Below are 21,513 nucleotides of genomic sequence, written 5' to 3' on the forward strand. Positions count from 1 at the left end.
CCATCGCGGGACGTCCTGCCGCACGTCTCGCTGGAGTCGCTGAAGGACGCGCTCGCCCGGCCCGGCGAGCCCGTCTCCGTCCTCCACCTGCTGTGCCACGGCGGCCGCCGGGGGCAGACGTATGGCCTGCTGTGGAACCCGTCGTGGGAGGGTGGCGAGCCGGAGCTGGTGGACGGCGCGACGCTGCGCCAGTTGTTGATGCCCTACGCACAGACGCTGCGGCTGGTGGTGCTCTGCGCGTGTCAGAGCGGCGCGGGCACGACGGACAACCACCTGGGCAGCGTGGCCCAGGCGCTCCACCGCGCGGGCCTTCCGGCGGTGGTGGCCTCCCGGCTGCTGCTCTCCGTGCCGGGCTCCGTGGTGCTCACCCGCGCCCTCTACCAGTCACTGCTGGTGGCACCCGCGTCGCTGGAGGAGGCGGTGGGGCACGCCCGGCGCCAGCTCGCGCTCGACACCACCGCGCTGGACCACGTCTCACTCCAGCTCTACGCCCGAGCGGAGCACGGGAGCGACACGCGCCCGGTGGCCCTGCGTCCCTACCGGGGCCTGCTGCCGTTCCGGCAGGAGGACCGCCGCTTCTTCTTCGGACGGGAGGCGCTCCAGCAGGAGCTGATCCAGCGCGTCTACGAAGCGGTGGAGGGTCAGCGTCCCCGCTTCCAGGTGCTGGCTGGCGTCTCGGGCAGCGGCAAGTCCTCGCTCGCCCTCGCCGGCTTGCCCCGGGACCTGCGCGCCGCCGGTTGGGAGGTGAGTCTGTTGCGGCCCGGGCAGGGCCACGCCGAAACACTCCAGCAGGTGCGCCAGGTCCCCGCCGAGCGCTGGCAGTTGCTGCTCGTGGATCCGTTCGAGGAGCTCTTCACCGCGCTGACGCCCGAGGCACGCCGGGAACTCGCCACCGACCTTTGGAGCCTGTCGCGAGACGCGGCGCGACGCGTGGTGGTGCTCGCGACGCTCCAGGTGGACTTCCTGGGGCGGTGCGGAGACCTGGTGGTGGACGCCGGGGGCACGCGCCTGGACGCGGTGGTGTACTCGGACGCGCACCGACTCTTCGTCAGCGAGCTGCAGGGCGAGTCACTGCGCGCGGCCATCGAGGGCCCCGCGCGCAAGGTGGGGCTGGGCTTCGAGCCCGGTCTGGTGGACCGGCTGATCCAGGACGTGGGGCAGGAGGCCGGGTCGCTGCCGCTGCTCCAGTACGCGTTGGATCAACTCTGGGAAGAACGCGAGGGCCCCCTGCTCACGCACCGTGCCTACGCGGCCCTGGGCGGCGTGGCGGGCGCGCTCAAGCGCGTGGCGAACCGGCTCTACGCGTCGCTGTCTCCCGGCGAGCAACGTCAGGCGCGGCGGCTCCTGGTGGAGCTGGTGGACTTCCAGCAGGGCCCCGCGCCGGGCATGCGAGGCCGGGTGAGACAGCGCCACCTGCGCCCCACCCTCCCGGAGCTTCGCGCCGACTTCGACCGCGTCCTGACCACGCTGCTCACCGCGAGGCTGCTGACACGCGACGAGGACGCAGCGGGCGTGGAGTGGTTGCAGCTGTCCCACGCGTCGCTGCCGCGCATCTGGCCGGAGCTCGCGGAGTGGGCCCGCGCGGATCAGGAACGGCTCCAGCACTTCCGCGAGCTTCAATCCTGGGCGCACGCGTGGCTGGCGCACCGGGGGGAACCGGATGGCGGTGCGCCGTACCTGCTGTCCGGCAGCCGGCTGGGATACGCGCAGGACATCCTGCGCCGCTACAGCGAGGAGCCCGGCGAGGACGTGCTCCAGCTCCTCGACGCCAGCGTGGCCACGGCCGAGGCCCAGGACGCCTCCGCCCGCCGGCGCCTGATGCGGCTGCTCGCGGCCGCGCTCGTGGTGGCGGGGGTGATGGCGGGGCTCGCGTGGAACGCGAGGCAACTGGAGGCCCGGGCGCAGCGCGAGCGGCAGGAGGCGCAACGCTATGCACAGCGCGCGAGGGACCTGGTCCTGCTGGACGTCGCGCGGAAGCTGCGGCGCGACAACCCCACGCTCGCCCTGCTCATGTTGCGCGAGGTGCGACAGCCCGGGCAGCTCCAGGGCTGGGCCCAGGACGTGTCGGAGGTCCTCCAGGAGCCGCTGAGCCGGGCGGTGCTGCGAGGCCACACGCAGGCCGTGGTGCACGTGGAGGTCAGCCCGGACGGACAGCGCGTGCTGACGGCCTCAAGGGACGGCACGGCGCGGCTGTGGCGGACCGACGGCGAGGGAGAGCCCCGGGTGCTCACGGGCCACGAGGGGCCCGTCTACCACGCCACCTTCAGCCCCTCCGGTGGACTGACCCTCCTCACCTCTTCGCATGACGGCACGGCGCGGTTGTGGAACACGCCCGACGGCACGCTGCTGCGCACGCTCCGCCACCGAGGCGTGGTGCAATGGGGCGCCATCAGCCCGGATGGCCGGTGGGTGGCCACCGCGTCGCGGGACGGGCTGGCGCGGCTCTGGCCGCTGGAGACAGCGGACAAGCCGCGCGAGGTGCGGCACCGGGGCCCCGTGCAGACCGTGGCCTTCAGCCCGGATGGGAAGTGGCTGGTGACCGCTTCGCAAGACGGCACCGCGCGCATCGTGTCCGTGCGCACGTCGGAGCCGCCGCGCGAGCTGCCCCACCCCGCCCCCGTCACCTCCGCGTCGTTCGACCCGGAGGGCACGCACGTGCTGACGGTGGCGCGCGACGGCATCGCCCGCGTCTGGTCCGTCATCGGCGCGCAGGGCCCCGTGCTGCTGAAGGGGCACCAGGGCGAGCTCACCACCGCGCGCTTCAGTCCAGACGGGCAGTGGGTGGTGACGGCCTCCCTGGACAACACCGCGCGCGTCTGGAGGGCGGACGGCAGGGGCGAGCCTCGCGTCCTGCGTGGCCACCAGGGCGCCGTGCGCATGGCCACCTTCGGCGGGCCGCTGGGCGAGTGGATCCTCACCGTGTCCTCGGACACGACGGCGCGGCTGTGGTCCACGCGGGAGGACTCGCCGCCGAGGCTGCTGCCCGGCCACCGCTCCACCGTCCTCTGGGGCGGCTTCGGTCCGGACGGCAAGCAGGCCGTCACCGCCTCCATCGACGCCACCGCGCGGGTGTGGCGGCTGGACGCGCCTCGGGACTCACTCCCGCTGCAGGAGCCGGGCGGCTTCATCTGGTCCGTGGCCGTGGGCCCGGATGGAACGCAGGTGGCCACGGCGTCGCAGGACGGGGCGGTGCGCCTCTGGTCGGAGGACGGCCGGCTCATGCGCGTGCTCCGGGGCCACGCGCAGGATGTCCGCTCCGGGGTCTTCAGCCCGGATGGCCGGTGGCTCCTGACGGCGTCGCTGGACGGGACGGCGCGCCTGTGGCCCTCCGATGGGAGCGTGGAGGGCCGGCGCGTGCTGGTGGCCCAGCGCGAGCCGCTCTTCGGTGCCGCCTTCAGCCCCGACGGCCTGCACGTGGCGCTCGCGTCCAGCCCCCGCGCCACGCGCATCATCCGCGTGGACGGCACGCGGGCGCCCGTGCCGCTGGAGGGCCACGGCGACCAGGTCCGCTCCGTGGCCTTCAGCGCGGACGGCCGCCGCCTCATCACCGCGTCGCAGGACGGCACCGCGCGCATCTGGAGCGCGGAGGGCCGGTTGATCGCCACGCTCTACGGCCATGACGACTGGGTCCTCTCCGCGGCCTTCCACCCCAAGGCCGCGGATCAGGTCCTCACCTCCTCCCAGGACGGCACGGCGCGCGTGTGGACCGTGGAGAACGGCCGCGTCCGCGGCGCACACGCCATCCTCCGGCACGAGGCTCCGGTGCCCTGGGCCGCGTGGAGCCCGGATGGCGGCCGGCTCGTCACCGCGTGCGCGGATGGACGTGCCCGCGTGTGGCTCACAAGTGACGTCCGTGAGCCATACCTCGTCCTCTCCGCGCACGAAGGCGAGGTGACGTCCGCCGCGTTCAGTCCCCGCGCGGAGGAGCCCCGGCTCGTCACCGGCTCCACGGATGGGAGCGCCCGCGTGTGGCGTCCGCGAGAGCCGCTCCCCGTCGACCGGCTCCAGGAGAAGCTCCAGGCGGCCAGCTCCGCGTGCCTGACGCCCGGAGAGCGGCGCGGCCACCTGGGAGACCTGCCCTCACGGGCCTGGGAGGCCACGGTGGAGTGCGAGCAGCGGCATGGACGGACGCCGCTCCCAGAAGCGCCATGACGCGTCCTGAAGCGCTCACAACGCCAGGCCACCGGGCGTCTTCCAGGCATCCCACGACCACGGAGTCCCCCGGATGTCTTTCTTTGGTTTTGGTTCCAAGTCCAAGTCCCCGCAGCCCGAAGCCGCCCCCGAAGCGCCTGCCAAGGAAACGTTCCAGGCGGTGACGGTGGAGCACCTGCGCACGCTCATGCCCCGGCTGTCCGGGTCCCGTCTGAAGGAACTGCTGCCGCACCTGAACGACGCCATGGCCGAGGGCGCCATCAACACGCCGCGCCGCCAGGCCGCGTTCCTGGCGCAGATCGCCCACGAGAGCGCCGAGTTCCGCTACTTCGAGGAGCTGGCCTCGGGCCACGCCTACGAGCGCCGCAAGGACCTGGGCAACATCCACCCAGGCGACGGCGCGCGCTACAAGGGCCGGGGCCCCATTCAGATCACCGGCCGCAGCAACTACCGCGCGGCGGGCGAGGCGCTGGACCTCGACCTGGAGAACAACCCCACCCGCGCGGCCGACCCGGACGTGGGCTTCCGCACCGCCGTCTGGTTCTGGAACAGCCGCAACCTGAACAAGCACGCCGACAAGGGCGAGTTCGACGCCATCACCCGGCGCATCAACGGCGGCTACAACGGCAAGGCGTCGCGCGACTCCTACTACCAGCGGGCGCTGCGGCTGCTGGCGAAGTGATGCTTCCCCGCGCGACAGCGTCCCCCTGAAACACGAAGCGCCCGCGGTCCTTTCACGGGACCGCGGGCGCGTTCGCGTCAGCGCTACTTCGCGGCCGGGGCGGGCGTGCTCGACGCTCCCTCCGCCGGGGGCGTGCTGCCGTCCGTCGCCGGCTCGGTGCCCGCCAGGTGCTTGCCGCCGGGCCGGAACAGCATGCGGACCGTGAGCTTGCTGGAGTCCTTGTCGTTGAGGTCGTGCAGGCGCGCGTGGTTGAGCGGATCCTTCCTGCCGCCGCCGCCAAAGAGCGAGAACCAGCGCTTGGGTTGCGGCTTGTCCTCGGGGATGTCGCTGTCCTGCTCGGTCATCTCGAACTCGAAGCTGGCGGACACCTCCAGCTCCACCACGGAAAAGGAATAGTGCTTGCGGGCCGTCTCCTCCGCGATGTCGAGCGAGGACTGGACGGCCAGGATGAGGTCGTGGATGAGGACTTGGGCGTGGTCGGGCGTGGGATTGGGCTTGGCCATGGGGAAGGGATTGCAGGGCGAAGGGTGGCGGGCATGCCGTCGCCGCCAGTGCTCCGTCGCGGAGCACCAGCGGCGACGGGTCTGTTTCATCGCGGCTCAGCTAGGCGGACCGGCTCAGGCGGCCCCGCCACCACTGGCGCCCTGGGCGGCGAGCACGGCCGCGGGCTTGATGGTGCACTTCACCGTGAGCCCCATGTGCTCCTTGTAGTCGAGCGTGAGCTTCTCCTTGATGCTCATGCGCCAGACGTTGAGCGCGACGTCCGTCTCGCTCTTGATCTCGAAGTCGCTCGTGAGGTTCACCTCGAAGTAGTACTCGGCGATCGTCATCGGATCCATGCCGGACGACATGAGACGCTGCGCCGTGCGCGCGGCACCGGCGAAGGCAATGATGTACGTGGAAAGCTGTGCGGCGGACTGCATGGGGGTGCTCCTGGGATTGGGTTGCCGGCGACGTTCGCCGGGCACTGCGTCTCCAGGACGGCGCACGGCCCTTGTGTGTGAATGCCAACTCACACCGCCACGTGCCGCCGCGTCTCTTGCGTCAAGCGCCCATTCACGGGCGCCGCGCGAAAGGCCCGCTCACGATGAGCACGGAGAACATCGAGTTGTTGTTGTCACATGCGGACTCCCACCAGCCGGTGACGCCAGACGGCCTGCCCGCGGAGGCCACGGCGAGCATCCCGCGCGGTGAGGACGTCCGGCCGCACGAGGAGAGCCACCTGTGGGACGACGGCGAGGACCCCAACTCGCTGCCCGCGCAGCGCTGGGGCCTGGTCGCGCCGGAGGGCCCCGAGGGTGACCGGCTCATCGCGCTCATCGACCCGCTGATCCGCCACCGGCAGGAGCAGCAGGACGGTCACCCCGTCCATGTCTACCGCGTGAAGCCGGAGCAGGCGCACGCGTCGCGGAGCCTGGAGGACTTCGCGCGCTGGGTGCGCGTCGTGCTGGATGACGAGGCGGTGCCCGTAGCGGACCGGCCCCGCTACCTGCTCTTCCTCGGGGACTTCCACCAGGTGCCCTTCGAGCTGCAGCAGGCCGCGGCCACCAGCGCCTTCGTGGGGCGGCTGGCCTTCCGGCGCGAGCAGGACTACGCAGCCTATGCCGACAAGGTGCTGCGCTGGGAGCGCGCGCCCTCCCCCGAGGCCCAGGCCCGCTCGCTCTTCTTCAGCGTCCATGACGGCACCGCGGCCACGCGGACGGGCTACCAGTCGCTGGTGGCCCCCGCCATCGCCTCCGCGCGGCAGGCCCGGGAGCTGGGCCGCTTCCCCGCGCGCGACGTGCTGGAGCTGGGCGTGCCGGGCGAGGTCGCCGTGAACGAGCTGCTGGAGCACGCTGCGCGGCCGCAGCCCTCCATCCTCTTTTCCATGAGCCATGGACTGGGCAGTCCGCGCGCGGGCTGGCGCAGCACCGACGCGAAGCTCGCGCTCCAGGGCGCGCTCAACCTGGGCGAAGGCCAGCACCTGGACGGCGCCGCCGTGGCCGAGCGCCCCTTCCTGCCCGGCGGCATCTGGTTCCTCTTCGCCTGCTTCGGCGCGGGCACGCCTTCGCGGAGCGCGTTCCACCACTGGCTCAGGCAATTGCAGGCGGCAGGCCAGTTCAGCGGGAGGCTGGACTCCCTCACCGCGGCGCTGCCCCAGCCCGGAGAGCGCCCCTTCGTCGCCGCGCTGCCCCAGGCCGTGCTGGCCAATCCGCAGGGGCCGCTGGCGGTCTTCGGCCATGTGGATCTGGCGTGGACGTATGGCTTCCAGGACCGCGACAGCCGCGCCGGCAAGGTGTCCCGCTTCCTGGAACCGCTGCAGCAACTGGCGCGAGGCCGCCGCGCCGGTCTGGGCCTGAGCTGGCTTTTGCGCGGAGGCCACCAGGCCAACCTGGAGCTGACCACGCTGTACGACCAGGAGGAGCAGGCGCGCGGTGCCGGCCGGCCCGCGCAGGTGGACGCCGCGCGGCGCGCGCACCTGTGGATGCTGCGCCAGGACCTGGGAGGCTACGTGCTGCTGGGAGATCCAGCGGTGCGCTTGCCGCTGAAGCCGCGCGCGCAGTGAGCACCGCGCTCGACGCCTGACGCACGAAGCCCCGGACGGTCAATGCGCCGTCCGGGGCTTGGGATTGAAATGCCGAGAGGCTTCAGCGCGAGCCGGACCCGCCACGCATCATCCCGGGCAGCGTGAGGCCCCGCAGGGTGTCATCGGCCAGCTCGAACAGGCGGGTCTGCGCCTTCAGCAGTTGCTCGCGCGCGGACTGCTCCAGCGCGTAGAGCGGCGCCAGGGCCTCCAGCGACTTGCGCATCCACTCCTCGTGCTGCTCGCGCAGGGAGCGCGCGACGCCCTCCCCTTCCACGAACTGCCTGGAGGATTCGAGCGCGGAGCGCTGCACGGCGACGGCCTGCTCCAGCAGCCCCCGCCCCAGGTCCATCAGGTGAGCGTGCGCTTCGGTCTTCTTCGCTTCGGTCATGGTGTGGCTCCTTCTCGGGTTACGACAGCGGCACCTGCGTGTGGACTTCATCGCCTTCGACGCGGTGGACGACGGCGGTCCCGCCGGCCGGAGCCGCGCCGTCGTCGCTGAACGCCTGCGGGCCTCCCCCCGGAACGGGCTGCGTCCAGGGGCACGTCGCCAGGGCCCGCTGCATGTCGCGGTAGCCGTCCGCGCGGCGCTCCGCGATGGAGGCGCGGGAGAACTCGGCGTCGCTGCTGGAGAGCTGATGCTCTCCGCGCTGGTACGTGAGGTGGATGATGTCCAGCCTCGGCGTGGGCCGCGCCTCCCCCTCGTCGTTGAAGGCCATGGGCGAGGACGCCGACGCGTGCTTCACCACCCGCGTCACGGTCTGGCGCAGGTTCCACACGGTGGCGAACTGCTCCACGTGGTTCGTCGTCCGGCCCGCGTACTGGATGGACTTCATGCGCCAGCTCGCCTCGTCCATCGCCGTGGGCAGCGGCGCCCGGGCGTCGAACAGGTCGATCATGAAGACGACGGCGTGGCGCTTGGGCGGGTCGTCCAGGATGGCGTTGAGCGGCGTGTTGGTGACGCAGCCGCCATCCCAGTACAGCTCGCCGTCGATGAGGCTGGGCGGGAACGCGGGCGGCAGCGCGCCGCTGGCGAGCACGTGGTCCGGGCCCACGATGCCGCGCGTGTTGTCGAAGAACACCAGGTGCCCGTCGCTCACGCGCGTCGCGCCCAAACTCAGCCGCGTCGCGCGCGAGTTGATGTAGTCGAAGTCCACCAGCCGCCGCAGCGTCGAGCGCATGGGCCGCGTGCTGTAGAAGCTCAGCGCCTCCGGCGAGCCGGGGAACGCGAGCATCGGCGGCACCACCCGCGGCGAGTAGAAGCCGGGCTGGCCGAACAGCAGGCTCGTCATGTGGCTGCCCAGGTTGAAGAGCTGGCGCAGCCGCCCCTTCAGCAGCGAGCCCCACTCGGTGCCGGGCCAGGACACCTCCCGCCAGAACGCCTCCAGCCGCTCGAGCCGCTTCTCCGGGCGGTTGCCCGCGACCAGCGCCGCGGTGAAGGCGCCAATCGAAATGCCGGAGACCCAGTCCGGGTGGAGCCCGGCCTCCTCCAGGGCCTGGTAGGCCCCCACGTGGTAGGCCCCCAGGGCACCGCCGCCCTGGAAGACGACGATGACCTGCGGGCGATCCTGCGGTGCGTGTGGCTGTGTCATGGATGTCCTCTCGCGGGTGCTGCGCGTGTGGTGCCGTCCCGCGGAGAGGGAGGCCGACGTTTCCCAATCCACCCTTCCCAGCGCCCCCCTCCACGGGACAGCCCTGAAGAGACGTTCCGGCCCGCGCGGCTGTGAATCCGCGTGTCCCCCACCCCGGGGCATTCACACCCGCGACGCGGCCGCGTCCTTCAGGCGCAACCCCCAACCCCCGAGGGAAGAGACATGAGTGGACGCGTGGCAGTGGTCACAGGAGGAACGCGCGGCATTGGCGCCGCGAGCGCCGACGCGCTGAGGCAGCAGGGGTACCGCGTGGCGGTCACCTACAACTCGAACGAGCAGGCGGCGCAGGCCTTCACCAGCCGCACGGGCATCCCGGCGTTCCGCTTCAACGCGGCCAGCCCCGAGCAGTGCGCCGCGGGGGTGCAGAAGATCGTCGACTCGGTGGGCCCCATCGAGGTGCTGGTGAACAACGCCGGCATCACGCGGGACGCCATGCTGCACAAGATGACGCATGACCAGTGGAACGAGGTCATCCAGACGAACCTCAGCTCCTGCTTCAACCTGTGCGTCGCGGTGGTGGGCCCCATGCGCGAGCGGGGCTTTGGCCGCATCATCAACATCGGCTCCATCAACGGGCAGACGGGCCAACTGGGCCAGACGGCCTACGCGGCGGCCAAGGCGGGCATGCACGGCTTCACGCTGGCCCTGGCGCGCGAGGGCGCGGCGCGCGGCGTCACCGCCAACCTCATCGCGCCGGGCTACATCGACACGGACCTGGTGCACGCCATGCCCGCCGAGGAGCAGGTGAAGATCCGCGCCCGCATCCCCGTGGGGCGCCTGGGCCGCGTCGAGGAGGTGGCCCGCGCCGTGACGTTCCTCGCCTCCGACCGGGCCGGCTTCATCACCGGCTCCACGCTCACCATCAATGGTGGGCAGCACATGTACTGAGGAGCGCGCGATGGACGCATCCCTGGAGCCCATGCGGCGCGCCTTCCTGGAAGTCCTCCTCCGGCTGGCGATGGACCCCCAGCGGATGCTCGCGGCGGGAGCCGGCCTGTGGGAACGCTCAGCGAACCTGGGCGTCCCACGGAGCCCCTCCCGTCCGGAGGAGGATCGCCGCTTCCGCGATCCCGCCTGGCGGGAGCAACCCGTCTTCGACTTCATGCGCCGCGCGTACCTGAGCGGCGCGGAGTGGCTGAACGACCTGGTGGCGGATGTCCCGGGCGTGGATCCCCACACCGCGCACCAGGCGCGCTTCTACACGCGTCAGCTCACGGAGGCGCTCGCGCCCTCCAACTTCCCCGCGCTCAACCCGGAGGTGCTCCGCGCCGCGAGGCAGTCGGGCGGCAGGAGCCTGTTGTCGGGCATGGAGGCACTGCTCACGGACCTGGCGCGAGGCCAGGGCCGGCTCGCCCCCCGCATGACGGACCCACGGACCTTCCGGCTGGGAGAGAGCCTGGCCACCACCCCGGGCGACGTCATCCACGAGGAGCGCCTGTTCCAGCTCCTCCAGTACCGGCCCACCACGTCCACCGTCCACCGGCGCCCGCTGCTCGTGGTGCCGCCGTGGATCAACAAGTTCTACATCCTGGATCTGCGCCCGGAGAACTCGTTCGTCCGCTGGGCCGTGGAGCGCGGCCACACGGTGTTCCTCGTCTCGTGGGTGAACCCGGATGAAAGCCACGCCGACGTGGAGCTGGAGGACTACCTGCTGCACGGGCTGCTCCCCGCGCTGGACGCCGTCATCCGCGCCACCGGCGAGCAGGAGGTCTCCGCGCTGGGCTACTGCATTGGCGGCACGCTGCTGGCCGCGGGGCTCGCATGGCTTTCGGCGCGAGGAGACACGCGCGTGTCCAGCGCGACGCTCCTCACCACGCAGGTGGACTTCAGCGAGCCCGGGGACCTGGGCGCCTTCATCGACGCGCCCCAACTCCAGCGGCTGGAGGCCCACATGCGCCAGCGCGGCTACCTGGACGGGCTGGAGATGATGACGACCTTCAACCTGCTCCGCGCCAAGGACCTGCTCTGGTCCTTCGTGGTGAACAACTACCTGCTCGGCCGGGAGCCCGCCCCCAGCGACTTCCTCGCGTGGAGCTCGGATCCGACGCGGCTGCCCGCGCGCGCTCACGCCACGTACCTGCGCGAGCTGTACCTGCACAACCGCCTGGTCCAGCCAGGAGCCGTGTCCTTCGGAGGAGTCCCGCTGGACCTGGGCCGGGTGCGAATCCCCCTCTACGTCCAGGCCTGCCGGGAGGACCACATCGCGCCGTTCCGTTCAGTGTACCGGGGCGCGCGGAGTTACGCCGGCCCCGTGCGCTTCGTGCTCGCGGGCTCGGGCCACGTCGCGGGCGTCATCAACCCGCCAGCGGCGAACAAGTATCGCCACTGGGTGCCCGGGCCCGGGCCACTGGCGCCGGACGCGGACGCGTGGCTCGAAGGCGCTGAGGAGCGCCCCGGCTCGTGGTGGACGGACTGGGAGGCGTGGCTGTCCGAGCGCTCGGCGGACCGCGTCCCAGCACGCATCCCCGGCGAAGGAGCGCTGCGCTGTCTGGAACCGGCACCGGGCCGCTACGTCCGGCCGCGTCTTCTGCCGGAGTGAGTCTTCAAGGTGTGCCCTCCACTCAGCGGGAGTGGAGGGCCTGGGGCACGGTCGTGCGGAGGATGCCGTACGCAAGTTGGATGCGTTTGCGCACGTTGCAGTGAGTCAATCGCAACTGCGCGGCGATGTCGGCATAGGACATATCCTGAAGGTAGCGCATCACCAGGGGACCCTTCAGATTGGGTGGCAGTTCCTGGATGCACTTGCGGATCGCCTCGGCGTCCTCGCGCTGGAGCAACCCCGCGTCGGGCAGCGCGTCCTGCGACTCCGGATCCACGGGCTCCAGGTCCTCCATCCGCCCCTCGGCTTCACCCCGGCGTTGCCGCTCGCGATGAATGTCCATGCAGATGTTGTGGAGGATGCGGCTCAGCCACGCGCGCTCGTTGAGAATCTTTCCCGGCGACGCGTACTTCTGGAGCGCACGGAGCATCGCGGTGTCTACCGCATCCTCAGCATCCGAGACGTTCCCTCCCATCAGTCGAAGCGCCTGCTGGAACAGATGTTCCTTGTGCTGCTGCCAGACCCGCCAGAAGGGAGAGGGAGTCGATGTTGTTCTCACAGTATCCAGTGCCCAAAAAAGTGCCCCTGGAAACGGTGCAGCGCGGTCTTTGTGAAAAACCTCTTACCCGCTCAATAACTGCCGACACGGAAATCGAGGCGAATCACAACGCGCGCGGTCGGACGTCTTCATGGAGACCACTCCCAATGCATGGCGGAGCCCATGAGCGCGCACGACGAAGAGCCGGACACCCTCGAGGAGGAACACCCGCTGAAGGAGCACCTCGCGCTCATCTGGAGCAGGCAGGCGGGCGCGAGCTTCCCGAAGCTGTGGGTGGGCCATCTGGAGGGAGATGAGCGCGGCGTCTTCGCGAACGCAGACATCGCGCCCGGAGAGGTGGTGCTCCAGGTGCCGCGAGCGTGTCTGGTGACGCTCGACGTGGCCCTCGCCTCCGACGTGGGGCGCCTCATCGAAGCCCACGCGCCCGACACGAGCGAGGAGTCCTATCTCGCGGCTTTCCTCCTCCAGGAACGCGAGCGCGAGGACTCCATCTGGAAGCCTTATCTCGACGTGCTGCCGCGCGCCTTCCCGCACCTGCCGCTGTTCTTCGACGCGCGCGAACTGTCGCTGCTGAAGGGCTCGTCCACGCTGCGCGAGGTGGCCCGGTGGAAGGAGCTGATGCTGACCCGGTACGCGGAGCTGGCCGCGAGCGTGCCAGGCTTCACGCGCTTCACGCCCGACGCGTTCCTGTGGGCGCAGCACGTGTTGATCAGCCGCACCTTCGGCCTGACGGTGGAGGGCCGCCTCATCCGGTGCTTCGTCCCGGTGGCGGACATGCTCAACCACCGCGCTTCGCCGCAGGTCGTGTGGGGGAACACGGAGGACGGGTCCTTCGTGCTGAGGGCGCGGGAGCCCGTCTCCGCGGGTGAGGAGCTGCACATCAGCTATGGCATCAAGCCCGGCTACCGCTTCCTGCTGAGCTACGGCTTCGTGCCCGAGGACAACCCGGACGACACGCTGGTGCTCTACCTGGGCGTCCCCGAGGACGCGCACCACGCGGCGCGGAAGCGCGAGCTGCTCTCGCTCCCAACCCCGGCGTCACGCCGCCGCTTCGAGGTGCCGCTGCACTACGGCCACTCGTCGACGGTGGCGATGTTCTCCTTCCTGCGCGTGGCGTTCGCGAACACGGAGGAGCTGGCCCGCCTCACGGCCGAGGCCCGTGAGGAGCAGGGCCTGGGCCCGGTGTCCCCGCTGAGCGCACGCACGGAGGCGCGGGTGCTCCAGCACCTGGGCGACCTGTGCGAGGCGCGGCTCGCGGGCTTCGACACGACGCTGGAGGAGGACGAGCGGCTGCTGCGCGAAGCGGACCTGTCGCGCAACGAGCGCAACTGCGTGCTGTTGCGGCGCGGGGAGAAGCGGCTGCTCCACGCATACGCGGGCCTCGCGCGCACCATCCAGGCCACCGGCGGCGCCCGGGACGAGAGGACATGACCATGAGCAAGAAGATCATCGCGGTGGTGGGAGCAACGGGAGAGGAAGGCGGCGCGCTCGCGCGGGCCCTGCTCGCGGACCCGAAGGGTGGGTTCGCGGTGCGCGCGCTCACGCGCAAGCCGGGCTCGGAGCTGGCGCGCAAGCTGGCGAAGCTGGGCGCGGAGGTCGTCGCGGCGGACGTGAACGACGCCAGGAGCCTGCGCGCCGCCTTCACGGGAGCGCATGGCGCCTTCTGTGTCACGAGCGCCTGGGAGCACACCGCGCCGGAGCGGGAGCTCACGCAGGCGCGCGCGATGGCGCACGCCACGAAGGAAGCGGGCGTGGCGCACGTCATCTGGTCCACCCAGGAGGACACCCGGCGCTTCATGCCGCCCGGGGACGCGCGCATGCCCACGCTCAAGGGGAAGTACAAGGTCCCGCAGTTCGACGTGAAGGGAGAGAGCGACGCCGCCTTCACCGACGCGGGCGTGCCGGTGACGTTCGTGCGCGCATCCCTGCCCTGGGAGACGTTGTTGATGTTCGGCATGGGGGCGAAGCGCAACGCGGACGGCACGCTCGACTTCGTGTTGCCCACGGAGGACCAGAAGCTGCCGGGGCTGGCCACGGAGGACCTGGGCGGCTGCCTCCACGGCATCTTCCAGCGCGGGCCGGAAGGCGTGGGCAGGACGGTGGGCCTGGCCAGCGAGCACCTGACGGGCGCGGAGATCGCGCGCACGCTGAAGCAGGTGCTGGGGCAGGAGGTCGTCTACCACTCGATGTCGCCGGAGGTGTACCGGACGTTCAACTTCCCCGGCGCCGCGGAGCTGGCGAACATGTTCCACTTCATGCGGGACTTCGCCACGGAGTACTGCGCCGCCAGGGATCCGCGGCTCACGCGGGAGCTGAACCCCCGGGCGCAGTCGCTGGCCCAGTGGCTGGAGCGCAACAAGGCCCGCTTCCTCCGGGCCGCGTGAGCGGCCAGGAGCCGGCTAGAACGCGCTGGCGCTGCCCACGGCCTTGTCGAGCGCCAATTCCAGCTCGCGCCGGTGCTCGGTGTAGAGCGCCTTCCAGCGGAAGCCGTCAGGCACCTCTCCCCCATGGCCGACGAAGAGATACACGAACAGGTCCAGCAGGAGTCGCTGGGCTGGCGCGGCGCAGTACCTGTGCAGCGGGTGGTGCGTCAGGCCATCCGCCGCCAACATCTCCCCAGCCACGCGGCTGAGCTCCTCCGCCGTGCGACGGACCGCGGAGGGAGCCGCGAGCTTGGGTCTGTCGACGATCTCGGCAGCCATGGAATCAGGCAGCACCCTGCGGGCCGCTGCGCGCAGGAGCGCCTTGTAGGTACGTCCCCGGATGCGCTGCTCCCATGGCAGCGAGAGCGCCAGGTCGCGGATCCCCCTGTCCAGGTAGGGCACCCGGACCTCCAGGCCACTCGCCATGGAGCCGAGATCCCACACGCGCAGGTGCCCATCCGTGAGCTGCCCTTCCAGGAAGAAGCGGTGGAAGGCCTCGCGCGCGGCGTCGGACTGGGGCGTGACCAGCTTCCGCAGCGTCGCCTTGGTGGAGGCACACTCGTCCGAGGGCACGTCACCCGCTCGGATCATCCGGTTGTAGTTCTCCGCGCAGGCCTTCACCCAGGGGCCCGGCGTGGCGTGGGTCATGTAGCCCGCGAAGAGCTCATCGGCCCCATCGCCACACAGCACCGCCTTGACGTGGTGACGGATGCGCGGTGCGGCGGACTCGACGATGGTGGGCTCGGCCGGCCCCTCCAGCGCGCAGACAGCGCGAGGCAAGGTCTCGAGCAACTCGGCCGCGCTGAAGACATACTCATGATGCTGGGTGCCCAGGCGCTCCGCGAGCCTTCGGCTCACGTCGAGGTCCAGGTGCTCGGCATCATCCGCCAGGCTGAAGGTGTGCAGGTGTTGAACACCCGCTCGCGCCAGCAGCGCGGACAGCAGGGAGCTGTCCACTCCACCGGAGAGGAAGAGGCCCACCGGGTGATCCGCCACATGCTGCTGCCGCACCGAGCCCGCGAGCCGCTCGATCAACAGCGCCACCCGCTCCTCTTCGCTCGCGGGCAGCGTGAGCGGACGCGGAACACTGTGCTGTCCAGGGCGCAGCTCGAGCGTGCCATCCGGCCGGAGTGAGACCTCGAGCGTGCCTCCGGGCGGGACCTGCCTCACGCTCTTGAAGAGGGTGCGCTCGCCGAGGAGGAAGCGGAAGGTGGCCCACTCGAAGAGCGCGGCACGGTCCAGCTCCCGCGGCAGCGCCGGGTCCACCAGCAGGGCCTTGAGCTCCGAGGCGAACAGCAGCCGGCGGCCCCCGTCCACGAGCGCGTAATACAGCGGCTTGATGCCAAAGGCGTCACGCGCGAGGGTGAGTCGCTCGCCGTCCGACACCGCGAAGGCATACATGCCCTCGAGGTCCTCCAGGCAGGCCAGCCCCCGCCGCTCCAGGGCGCGGAGCAGCACCTCGGTGTCGCCGCGTGTCCGGAACGGCTGTCCCTCGCGCTCGAGGCCTCGGCGCACCTCCTCGTGATTGTAGAGCTCGCCGTTGAAGACGAGCGTCAGCCCGCCCTCGCCGGACATGGGCTGCGCGCCACCCGCGAAGTCGAGCAGGCTCAGCCGCGTGCTGCCCAGGCCCGCGTGCCCGACCAGGCAGGTGCCCTGCCCGTCCGGACCCCGGTGCTTGATCCGCGAGGTCATGCGCTCGAGCAGCGCACGCTCCGGCCTACCGAAGATGCCAGCAATCCCACACACAGGAGGCTCCTCTTCACGCCTCCACGGGCGCGGCCGGTCTCTTCTCGGTGAAGATCACCAGGCCCTCGCGGTGGAACCGTTCGAGTGCCTCCAGCACGGCGCGCTCCACCTGATCCGCGGAGCGCTCGTGCCGGCGCCGATAGCCTTCGACCAGCTCCCCCACCGTGCGCGCACCGTCGCACTGCGAGACCAGCTCCGCGGTGAAGGGGTTGACCCGGAAGTGGTGCCCGTAGAGGTTGGGCCGCTTGTGGAAGAGCACGGTCGCCTCTCCTCCTGAACCCTGCCCGCCGCCGAGCACCCCGGGCGGCAGGGCGCTGAAGCGCTCCATCCGCACCCACCTGCTGCGCAGCGGAACCAGGGCTCGCAGCCGCTCGGCGGGGACCTCTCCCTTCATCGACTCCCAGAGGTCCGGGAAGTCGAATGGCGGCTGTCCCCCGTCCTCGGCGCTGAAGTGGCCCATCCACGCGATAAGCCCCGCCCAGCGGGCAGCCTCCGCCAGGGACGGCTCCGCCGAGCCGACCCACCGGCAGAACGCGACCGCGTCGACGAAGGGGTTGGCGTGCGCCTCCGGGTGGGCGTCCAGGAAGGCCTGGACCCTCGCGTCGGCCCGCTCCCCCAGGGCCTCGAGCAGCACGGGAACGGTGCGTCGCAGCGCCTCGGTGCGGTCCGCGGGCACGCCGCGATCGGCCGCGGTCATGGTCCGGGGCTGGCCCCGGTGCCGGGCGAGGACGTCCTCGAAGAGGCGCGTGTACTCGGCGGCGAGGTCCCGCTGGGGCAGTCCGTCCAGCAGCTCCATGCCGCGCAGGCCGATGGCTCGCGCACCGGCCGGATCCTCGATGGCCCGGCGCAGCGCCGCCGCCAGCTCGCCGTGCACCTTCGGGTCGGGCACCAGGAGCACGTTCTGGCCGGAGACCAGGCGCTCGCGGAACGGCTGCTTGGCGGCGACCTCCCCGGAGAGCACGAGGCAGGTGCCACAGGCGAGCACCTCCTTGGGCACCGTGGGCGCATGGAAGGTGATGGGAAAATCGCGCTCCAGGAAGCACACCGCGCGGCAGGCGCGGATGAAGCGCGCCACCTTCCAGTGCGCGACGAAGGGCAACACCCAGGACTGCTCCGACAGGCCCTGCTCCTCGATGGCCTTGAGCAGGGGCAACATCCTGCGGCCGCGAGTGAGGACCACCAGGTTGAAGCGCAACCCCTCCTTGCGAAGCAGGCCGAGCGCGCTCAGCAGATCATACGTCCCCTTGACGACGCCCACCTTGCCGTAGATGCCAATCACTGGCAGCGACGGGTCGATCGGGCGCGGGTTGTTCACCAGGTGCGGATGATCGCGGAGCAGCTCGCTGAGGTAGCCATTGAGGTCCAGCGGCTCCACGTCGGGGCTGAAGCACTTGCGGATGAGATCCGGGGGCACGCCACGGTAGATGTTGTCGGGGTGCACTCCCATGCCCATGAACATCAAGGGATTGCCGACACAGACGCCCTGCGCGTGCTTCAGGACCTCATGGTACGTGGTGCCAAGGCCCGGCCGGTTCATCAGCCGGCCCAGGTCGCTGCCGGCGTTGCGCACCAGGTACGGCACGCCCGTCCAGGCCGAGGCCAGGTGCGCCGCGACGCCATAGGGCTCCAGGTAGTAGCTGAAGATGACCTCGCAGCCGTGCCGGCGGATGACCTCCGTGGCCAGCCCGGCGAGCTTGCCGAGAAACGGATTACTCTGCGGCACGTGCAGGAAGGCCGGAGAGTGGGCCTCGGTCCGGTGGACGCGCACCCGTCCCTGGCCGAAGGTCGGCTCCAACCAGGAGCGATCGTCGGCCGTGAGCATGAGCCGGTAGTCGTCCTCGACTTCGTCCGCGTTGGTCACCACATGGACTTCGTGGCCTGCCTCGGCCAGCGCGCGGCACATCCAGTACGACTGGGCGCTCACACCCCCTTGGATGGGGGGATACTTCACGATGGCACAGATGCGCACGACGCTCTCCAGGTGACTCGGCGGAAGCGGATCAGCTCGCCGCCGCGGCGAAGGTGAGGGCATTCAGCTCGTAGAGGCGGCGGAGGGCCTCGACGAAGGGCAGCATCCCCGTGGCGGGCGACAGCAGCGCGGCGAGCTCCGCCGTGGTGCGCGTCCCGTCGCACAGCTCGATCAGGCGCTGTGTCCGCTCGTTGATGGCCAGATGGCGCACGTTGCGGAAGCCCGGCGCCTTGGTGAAGAGCACCACCGTGGGCTTGCCCGGGGACTCGTCTCCCACGTTCCTGCCCTCGTTGATGCGTCGCACGAGCTGCGTGACGTCACACCCGAAGCGCTCCACCCGGATGTGGGGCCCGGTGACAGGCCGCGCGGCCAGCATCTCCTCGAGGCCCGGAGCGGGACGGCTCTCGTAGGCCCGACGGAAGTCCCGCGCGCTCTGGACGGGGACGGCCACCGATGACAGCTCGAGCTGGACGCGCTCGAAGCGAGCGATGTCAGCCAGGGGTGCTCGCAGCTCGGGACGCTGCTCCACCACCCGCTCGAGGAGCTGGAGGAACCAGAAGGCATCGCGCACCGTGCGGTTCACGAACTCCGGCGTGTGGCGCGGGGTGTACTCGTCCACGAACCGGTGCGAGAGCTCATGCCAGAGCTTCCTGTCCTGCAGCCACCGGCAGCTCGCTGGCGCCATCTTGCTCACGAGCATGAGCCGCTTGCTCGCCAGGTCATGGGCGAACGTGGTGAGCGCCTCCGCCCCCACCGCGACGAGCGCCTCCGTCTGCTCCGGCTGGAGGCCCAGCTCCTCGCCCACGGCCTGGGGGTTCTTCGCCAAACGCCGCCCGAGCCCCGCCTCCACCAGCACCCGGGCCAGCGCGGACTGGAACTCCGGCGCGTCCACGGGCAAGTCCTCCGTGGGGCGCTCGGGCCATGCCGGGGCCGCGGTCATCGCCGGTCTCCGGACGGGAGCACGGTGGGCGCGGTGGAGGATCTCCTGGGCCCGCTGGATGTCCTGGAGCATCTCCTGGAACTCTTCGGGGAAGTTCTGATCCCGCTCGATGAGGATGGCCCGCACCTGCGTGCGTTGCACCAGGTACTCCAGCAGGCTCCAGACCTCGGGATGCGCGTCCACCCGCTGGCTATGGCTGTCGATCCACTGTCCGGCACGCCGCTCGCCACCCGCCAGATGCACCTGGATGACGCGCTCGAGCGGCAGCGCATCCAGGAAGGCATAGGGGTCGTAGCGGTGGTTCTGGGAGTTGATGAACAGGTTGGCCAGATCCAGCAGCAGCCCGCAGTCGGCGTCCGTCACCACCCGGGTGATGAACTCCGCCTCTCCCATGGGGCTCCGGAAGGCGAACGGATAGGTGATGTTCTCCAGCAGGAACGGGAGGCCGATGATCTCCTGCACCTGCCGCGTCTTGGCGGCACACCGCCGGACACCGGCTTCGGTGAAAGGCAGCGGCGTCAGCTGCCCCAGCTCCATGCCCCCCGCCTGCGTCAGGCACAGGTGATCACTGGTGAAGGGCGCACGGACCAGCCGGGTGAGCTCGCCCACCTCCTCGCAGTACCCGACGTCCAACGGCCCCGCTGTGCCAATGGACATCTCCAGCGCATGCGGCACCAGCGGATGGGTGTCCAGCATCGGCAACGCGCGCTCGAAGCTCTCGGGCACGGAGCGCACGTACCGGTCGGCGATCAGCTCGAACCAATCGATGCGATCCATGAACTGCAACTGCTGATCACGCAGCTCGGGGCGGTAGCCAATCCCCACCCCGAGCACGGGCACGTCATCCAGCCTGGACAAGGACTGTCGACTCAGGCGTTGGACGGGGTGCCGCACAGGCAGGAGCCACACACGCAGCTGAAGCACACGCTGCCGGTGTCCTGGAAGGCATAGGCGGGGCCACAGTCGAGCATCTCCAGCTTGAACTCCTCGGTCTCGACCTGGACCTGCGTCTGCGTGTCCTGCAAGAGGGCGGTGTTTTCCATGGAGTTCTCCAATGAGCCAGATTTTGTAGGGTACTCACGGTATCCAGGCTTCACTCAGGGTGTCAACCTCAACGCACTCCTGTCGTGAGGGAGGCCACGGCGGTGTCCACGCCCCTGCGGGAGTTCAGGGTGGCCGCGAGTCCCCGGGCCTGCTCGCGCAGCCGGTCATCGGTGAGCGCCTGTTTCACCGCGGAGGCCAGTTGGTGCGCGGTCACACCGCGCGCGGGCACTGGCGCGGGTGCGATGCCCAACTGGTGCGCCCGCTCCGCCCAGAAGGGCTGATCAAACGCATGAGGGACCAACACCTGGGGAACTCCGGCGCGCGCGGCGGCCGCCAGGGTGCCCGCTCCACCGTGATGCACCACCGCCCTGACACGCGCGAAGAGCGGACCATGCGCGGTGTGGCCAATCGAAAGTACCCGTCCGAAAGGCTCCCGTCGCGGGGGCACGGCCTTGCCCGTGAAGAACAGGACTCGGCACCCGACGGCCGTGGCGACCTCGTGGAAGAGCCTCTCATCCAGGGCGGGCTGGCTCCCGGAGAGGCTGCCAAAGCCAACGTAGATGGGAGGCTCACCGGCCGCGAGAAACGCCTCCACCTCGGCGCTGAGCGGACGTGGGTCCTCCAGCAGCAGCGCGCCTGTCGGCGGCGTCCAGAGCTTCACCCCGTCGAGAGGCCCCACGAGCTCGGCATCGGCGGCGAGCAACACGCGCTCGGAAGCGAAGGCGTAGGCGAGCAGCTCCTCCACGGCTGGCAGTCCATGCCGGGCGTGAAACTCTCGCAGGAGCTGGAGCAGCACCTCGGGCATGGCGATGGAGCGGCGCCCTCCTGTCAGGAAGACCCCGGGTGCATAGGCGACGGCGAGATAGGGCACGCCCACGGACTCGGCCGCCGAGCGGATGGCGAAGGACATCCCCGCGCCCAGGACGAGGTCCGCTCCCCGCGCCAGCGTGGGCACACGCTCGAGGTGGGTCAGGAACTCCTGCTCGAGAAACGCCTGGAACCCGGAGGGTGAGCTGCGTCCGGGTGCTCCTGCGGGCTGGCTCCGAATGAATGCCTCGATGTCCTGGCCCAGCGGCTCGAAGGGCACGGAGAAAGCGGCGGCGTCCGGGGCGTAGAGCGGCCGCGCGGCGAGCACGGCCTCGTGCCCCGCCGCGCGCAGCCCCAGGGCCAGGGCGAGCATGGGTTGGAAGTCCCCGCGAGAGCCCGGGGCAGCGAGCAGCAAGCGCATCTCACGCTCCTGACGG

Annotated in this window: 17 protein-coding genes; 7 read left to right on the plus strand and 10 right to left on the minus strand. The window is 70.8% G+C overall.

Going from position 1 to position 21,513, the window contains the following annotated elements:
• Window positions 1-4,152: CHAT domain-containing protein (locus JYK02_RS34285; RefSeq protein ID WP_207057140.1), on the plus strand; the 4,152-nt coding region annotated here is incomplete at its 5' end.
• A gap of 73 nt (window positions 4,153-4,225) precedes the next feature.
• Window positions 4,226-4,834, plus strand: a complete 609-nt coding sequence (locus tag JYK02_RS34290; protein WP_207057141.1) for a glycoside hydrolase family 19 protein — start codon at window positions 4,226-4,228, stop codon at window positions 4,832-4,834.
• Between the two features lie 83 nt (window positions 4,835-4,917).
• On the opposite strand, the gene JYK02_RS34295 is transcribed toward JYK02_RS34290, so the two are convergent.
• Both JYK02_RS34295 and JYK02_RS34300 read right to left on the minus strand, forming a co-directional pair.
• The gene (locus JYK02_RS34295) at window positions 4,918-5,337 is read right to left on the minus strand and encodes a hypothetical protein (RefSeq protein ID WP_207057142.1); all 420 of its coding nucleotides are present in this window, start codon (window positions 5,335-5,337) and stop codon (window positions 4,918-4,920) included.
• A gap of 114 nt (window positions 5,338-5,451) precedes the next feature.
• A complete protein-coding gene (locus JYK02_RS34300; protein WP_207057143.1) occupies window positions 5,452-5,757 on the minus strand; it encodes a hypothetical protein in 306 nt (101 codons plus the stop codon).
• A gap of 164 nt (window positions 5,758-5,921) precedes the next feature.
• Between JYK02_RS34300 and JYK02_RS34305 the strand changes: the two genes are divergently transcribed.
• Window positions 5,922-7,379 carry a hypothetical protein gene (locus tag JYK02_RS34305; protein ID WP_207057144.1) on the plus strand — a complete coding sequence of 486 codons (1,458 nt, stop codon included), beginning with the start codon at window positions 5,922-5,924 and terminating at the stop codon, window positions 7,377-7,379.
• Between the two features lie 82 nt (window positions 7,380-7,461).
• Here JYK02_RS34305 and JYK02_RS34310 read toward each other — a convergent pair whose 3' ends face one another.
• Window positions 7,462-7,788 carry a hypothetical protein gene (locus JYK02_RS34310; RefSeq protein ID WP_207057145.1) on the minus strand — a complete coding sequence of 109 codons (327 nt, stop codon included), beginning with the start codon at window positions 7,786-7,788 and terminating at the stop codon, window positions 7,462-7,464.
• A gap of 19 nt (window positions 7,789-7,807) precedes the next feature.
• On the minus strand, window positions 7,808-8,989 hold the full coding sequence (locus JYK02_RS34315) for a patatin-like phospholipase family protein (RefSeq protein ID WP_207057146.1): 1,182 nt from the start codon (window positions 8,987-8,989) through the stop codon (window positions 7,808-7,810).
• A gap of 234 nt (window positions 8,990-9,223) precedes the next feature.
• Between JYK02_RS34315 and phbB the strand changes: the two genes are divergently transcribed.
• Both phbB and JYK02_RS34325 read left to right on the plus strand, forming a co-directional pair.
• Window positions 9,224-9,937, plus strand: a complete 714-nt coding sequence (gene phbB, locus JYK02_RS34320; protein WP_207057147.1) for an acetoacetyl-CoA reductase — start codon at window positions 9,224-9,226, stop codon at window positions 9,935-9,937.
• A 10-nt stretch (window positions 9,938-9,947) separates the two neighbouring features.
• Complete coding sequence (locus tag JYK02_RS34325) at window positions 9,948-11,588, plus strand: PHA/PHB synthase family protein (protein ID WP_207057148.1); 1,641 nt, start codon at window positions 9,948-9,950, stop codon at window positions 11,586-11,588.
• A 22-nt stretch (window positions 11,589-11,610) separates the two neighbouring features.
• Here the strand turns inward: JYK02_RS34325 and JYK02_RS34330 are convergent, their stop codons facing one another.
• The gene (locus JYK02_RS34330) at window positions 11,611-12,147 is read right to left on the minus strand and encodes a sigma-70 family RNA polymerase sigma factor (RefSeq protein ID WP_207057149.1); all 537 of its coding nucleotides are present in this window, start codon (window positions 12,145-12,147) and stop codon (window positions 11,611-11,613) included.
• 162 nt (window positions 12,148-12,309) lie between these two features.
• Between JYK02_RS34330 and JYK02_RS34335 the strand changes: the two genes are divergently transcribed.
• Together JYK02_RS34335 and JYK02_RS34340 are read left to right on the plus strand one after the other, a co-directional pair.
• On the plus strand, window positions 12,310-13,578 hold the full coding sequence (locus JYK02_RS34335; RefSeq protein ID WP_207057150.1) for an SET domain-containing histone-lysine N-methyltransferase: 1,269 nt from the start codon (window positions 12,310-12,312) through the stop codon (window positions 13,576-13,578).
• Window positions 13,579-13,580: 2 nt separating this feature from the next.
• A complete protein-coding gene (locus JYK02_RS34340; protein WP_207057151.1) occupies window positions 13,581-14,531 on the plus strand; it encodes an NmrA/HSCARG family protein in 951 nt (316 codons plus the stop codon).
• 15 nt (window positions 14,532-14,546) lie between these two features.
• Here the strand turns inward: JYK02_RS34340 and asnB are convergent, their stop codons facing one another.
• The 5 genes from asnB to JYK02_RS34365 all read right to left on the minus strand — a co-directional run bounded on the left by asnB (window position 14,547) and on the right by JYK02_RS34365 (window position 21,497).
• Window positions 14,547-16,316 (minus strand): asparagine synthase (glutamine-hydrolyzing), encoded by a 1,770-nt coding sequence (gene asnB, locus JYK02_RS34345; protein WP_207057152.1) that lies wholly within the window; start codon window positions 16,314-16,316, stop codon window positions 14,547-14,549.
• A 13-nt stretch (window positions 16,317-16,329) separates the two neighbouring features.
• A complete protein-coding gene (locus tag JYK02_RS34350; protein ID WP_207057153.1) occupies window positions 16,330-18,285 on the minus strand; it encodes a PqqD family peptide modification chaperone in 1,956 nt (651 codons plus the stop codon).
• A 31-nt stretch (window positions 18,286-18,316) separates the two neighbouring features.
• Window positions 18,317-20,083 carry a DUF692 domain-containing protein gene (locus JYK02_RS34355; RefSeq protein WP_242589541.1) on the minus strand — a complete coding sequence of 589 codons (1,767 nt, stop codon included), beginning with the start codon at window positions 20,081-20,083 and terminating at the stop codon, window positions 18,317-18,319.
• Between the two features lie 11 nt (window positions 20,084-20,094).
• The gene (locus JYK02_RS34360; RefSeq protein ID WP_207057154.1) at window positions 20,095-20,268 is read right to left on the minus strand and encodes a hypothetical protein; all 174 of its coding nucleotides are present in this window, start codon (window positions 20,266-20,268) and stop codon (window positions 20,095-20,097) included.
• 68 nt (window positions 20,269-20,336) lie between these two features.
• Window positions 20,337-21,497, minus strand: a complete 1,161-nt coding sequence (locus JYK02_RS34365; protein WP_207057155.1) for a glycosyltransferase — start codon at window positions 21,495-21,497, stop codon at window positions 20,337-20,339.
• Window positions 21,498-21,513 lie beyond the last annotated feature (16 nt).

It is taken from the genome of Corallococcus macrosporus (assembly GCF_017302985.1).
GTDB classification, from domain to species: Bacteria; Myxococcota; Myxococcia; order Myxococcales; family Myxococcaceae; genus Corallococcus; species Corallococcus macrosporus_A.

Bases quoted from the DNA above. Each gene is read 5' to 3' on its own strand.
- JYK02_RS34290 (WP_207057141.1), top strand. From the start codon at position 4,226: ATGTCTTTCTTTGGTTTTGGTTCCAAGTCCAAGTCCCCGCAGCCCGAA.
- JYK02_RS34295 (WP_207057142.1), bottom strand. From the start codon at position 5,337: ATGGCCAAGCCCAATCCCACGCCCGACCACGCCCAAGTCCTCATCCAC.
- JYK02_RS34300 (WP_207057143.1), bottom strand. From the start codon at position 5,757: ATGCAGTCCGCCGCACAGCTTTCCACGTACATCATTGCCTTCGCCGGT.
- JYK02_RS34305 (WP_207057144.1), top strand. From the start codon at position 5,922: ATGAGCACGGAGAACATCGAGTTGTTGTTGTCACATGCGGACTCCCAC.
- JYK02_RS34310 (WP_207057145.1), bottom strand. From the start codon at position 7,788: ATGACCGAAGCGAAGAAGACCGAAGCGCACGCTCACCTGATGGACCTG.
- JYK02_RS34315 (WP_207057146.1), bottom strand. From the start codon at position 8,989: ATGACACAGCCACACGCACCGCAGGATCGCCCGCAGGTCATCGTCGTC.
- JYK02_RS34325 (WP_207057148.1), top strand. From the start codon at position 9,948: ATGGACGCATCCCTGGAGCCCATGCGGCGCGCCTTCCTGGAAGTCCTC.
- JYK02_RS34335 (WP_207057150.1), top strand. From the start codon at position 12,310: ATGAGCGCGCACGACGAAGAGCCGGACACCCTCGAGGAGGAACACCCG.
- JYK02_RS34340 (WP_207057151.1), top strand. From the start codon at position 13,581: ATGAGCAAGAAGATCATCGCGGTGGTGGGAGCAACGGGAGAGGAAGGC.
- JYK02_RS34360 (WP_207057154.1), bottom strand. From the start codon at position 20,268: ATGGAAAACACCGCCCTCTTGCAGGACACGCAGACGCAGGTCCAGGTC.
- JYK02_RS34365 (WP_207057155.1), bottom strand. From the start codon at position 21,497: ATGCGCTTGCTGCTCGCTGCCCCGGGCTCTCGCGGGGACTTCCAACCC.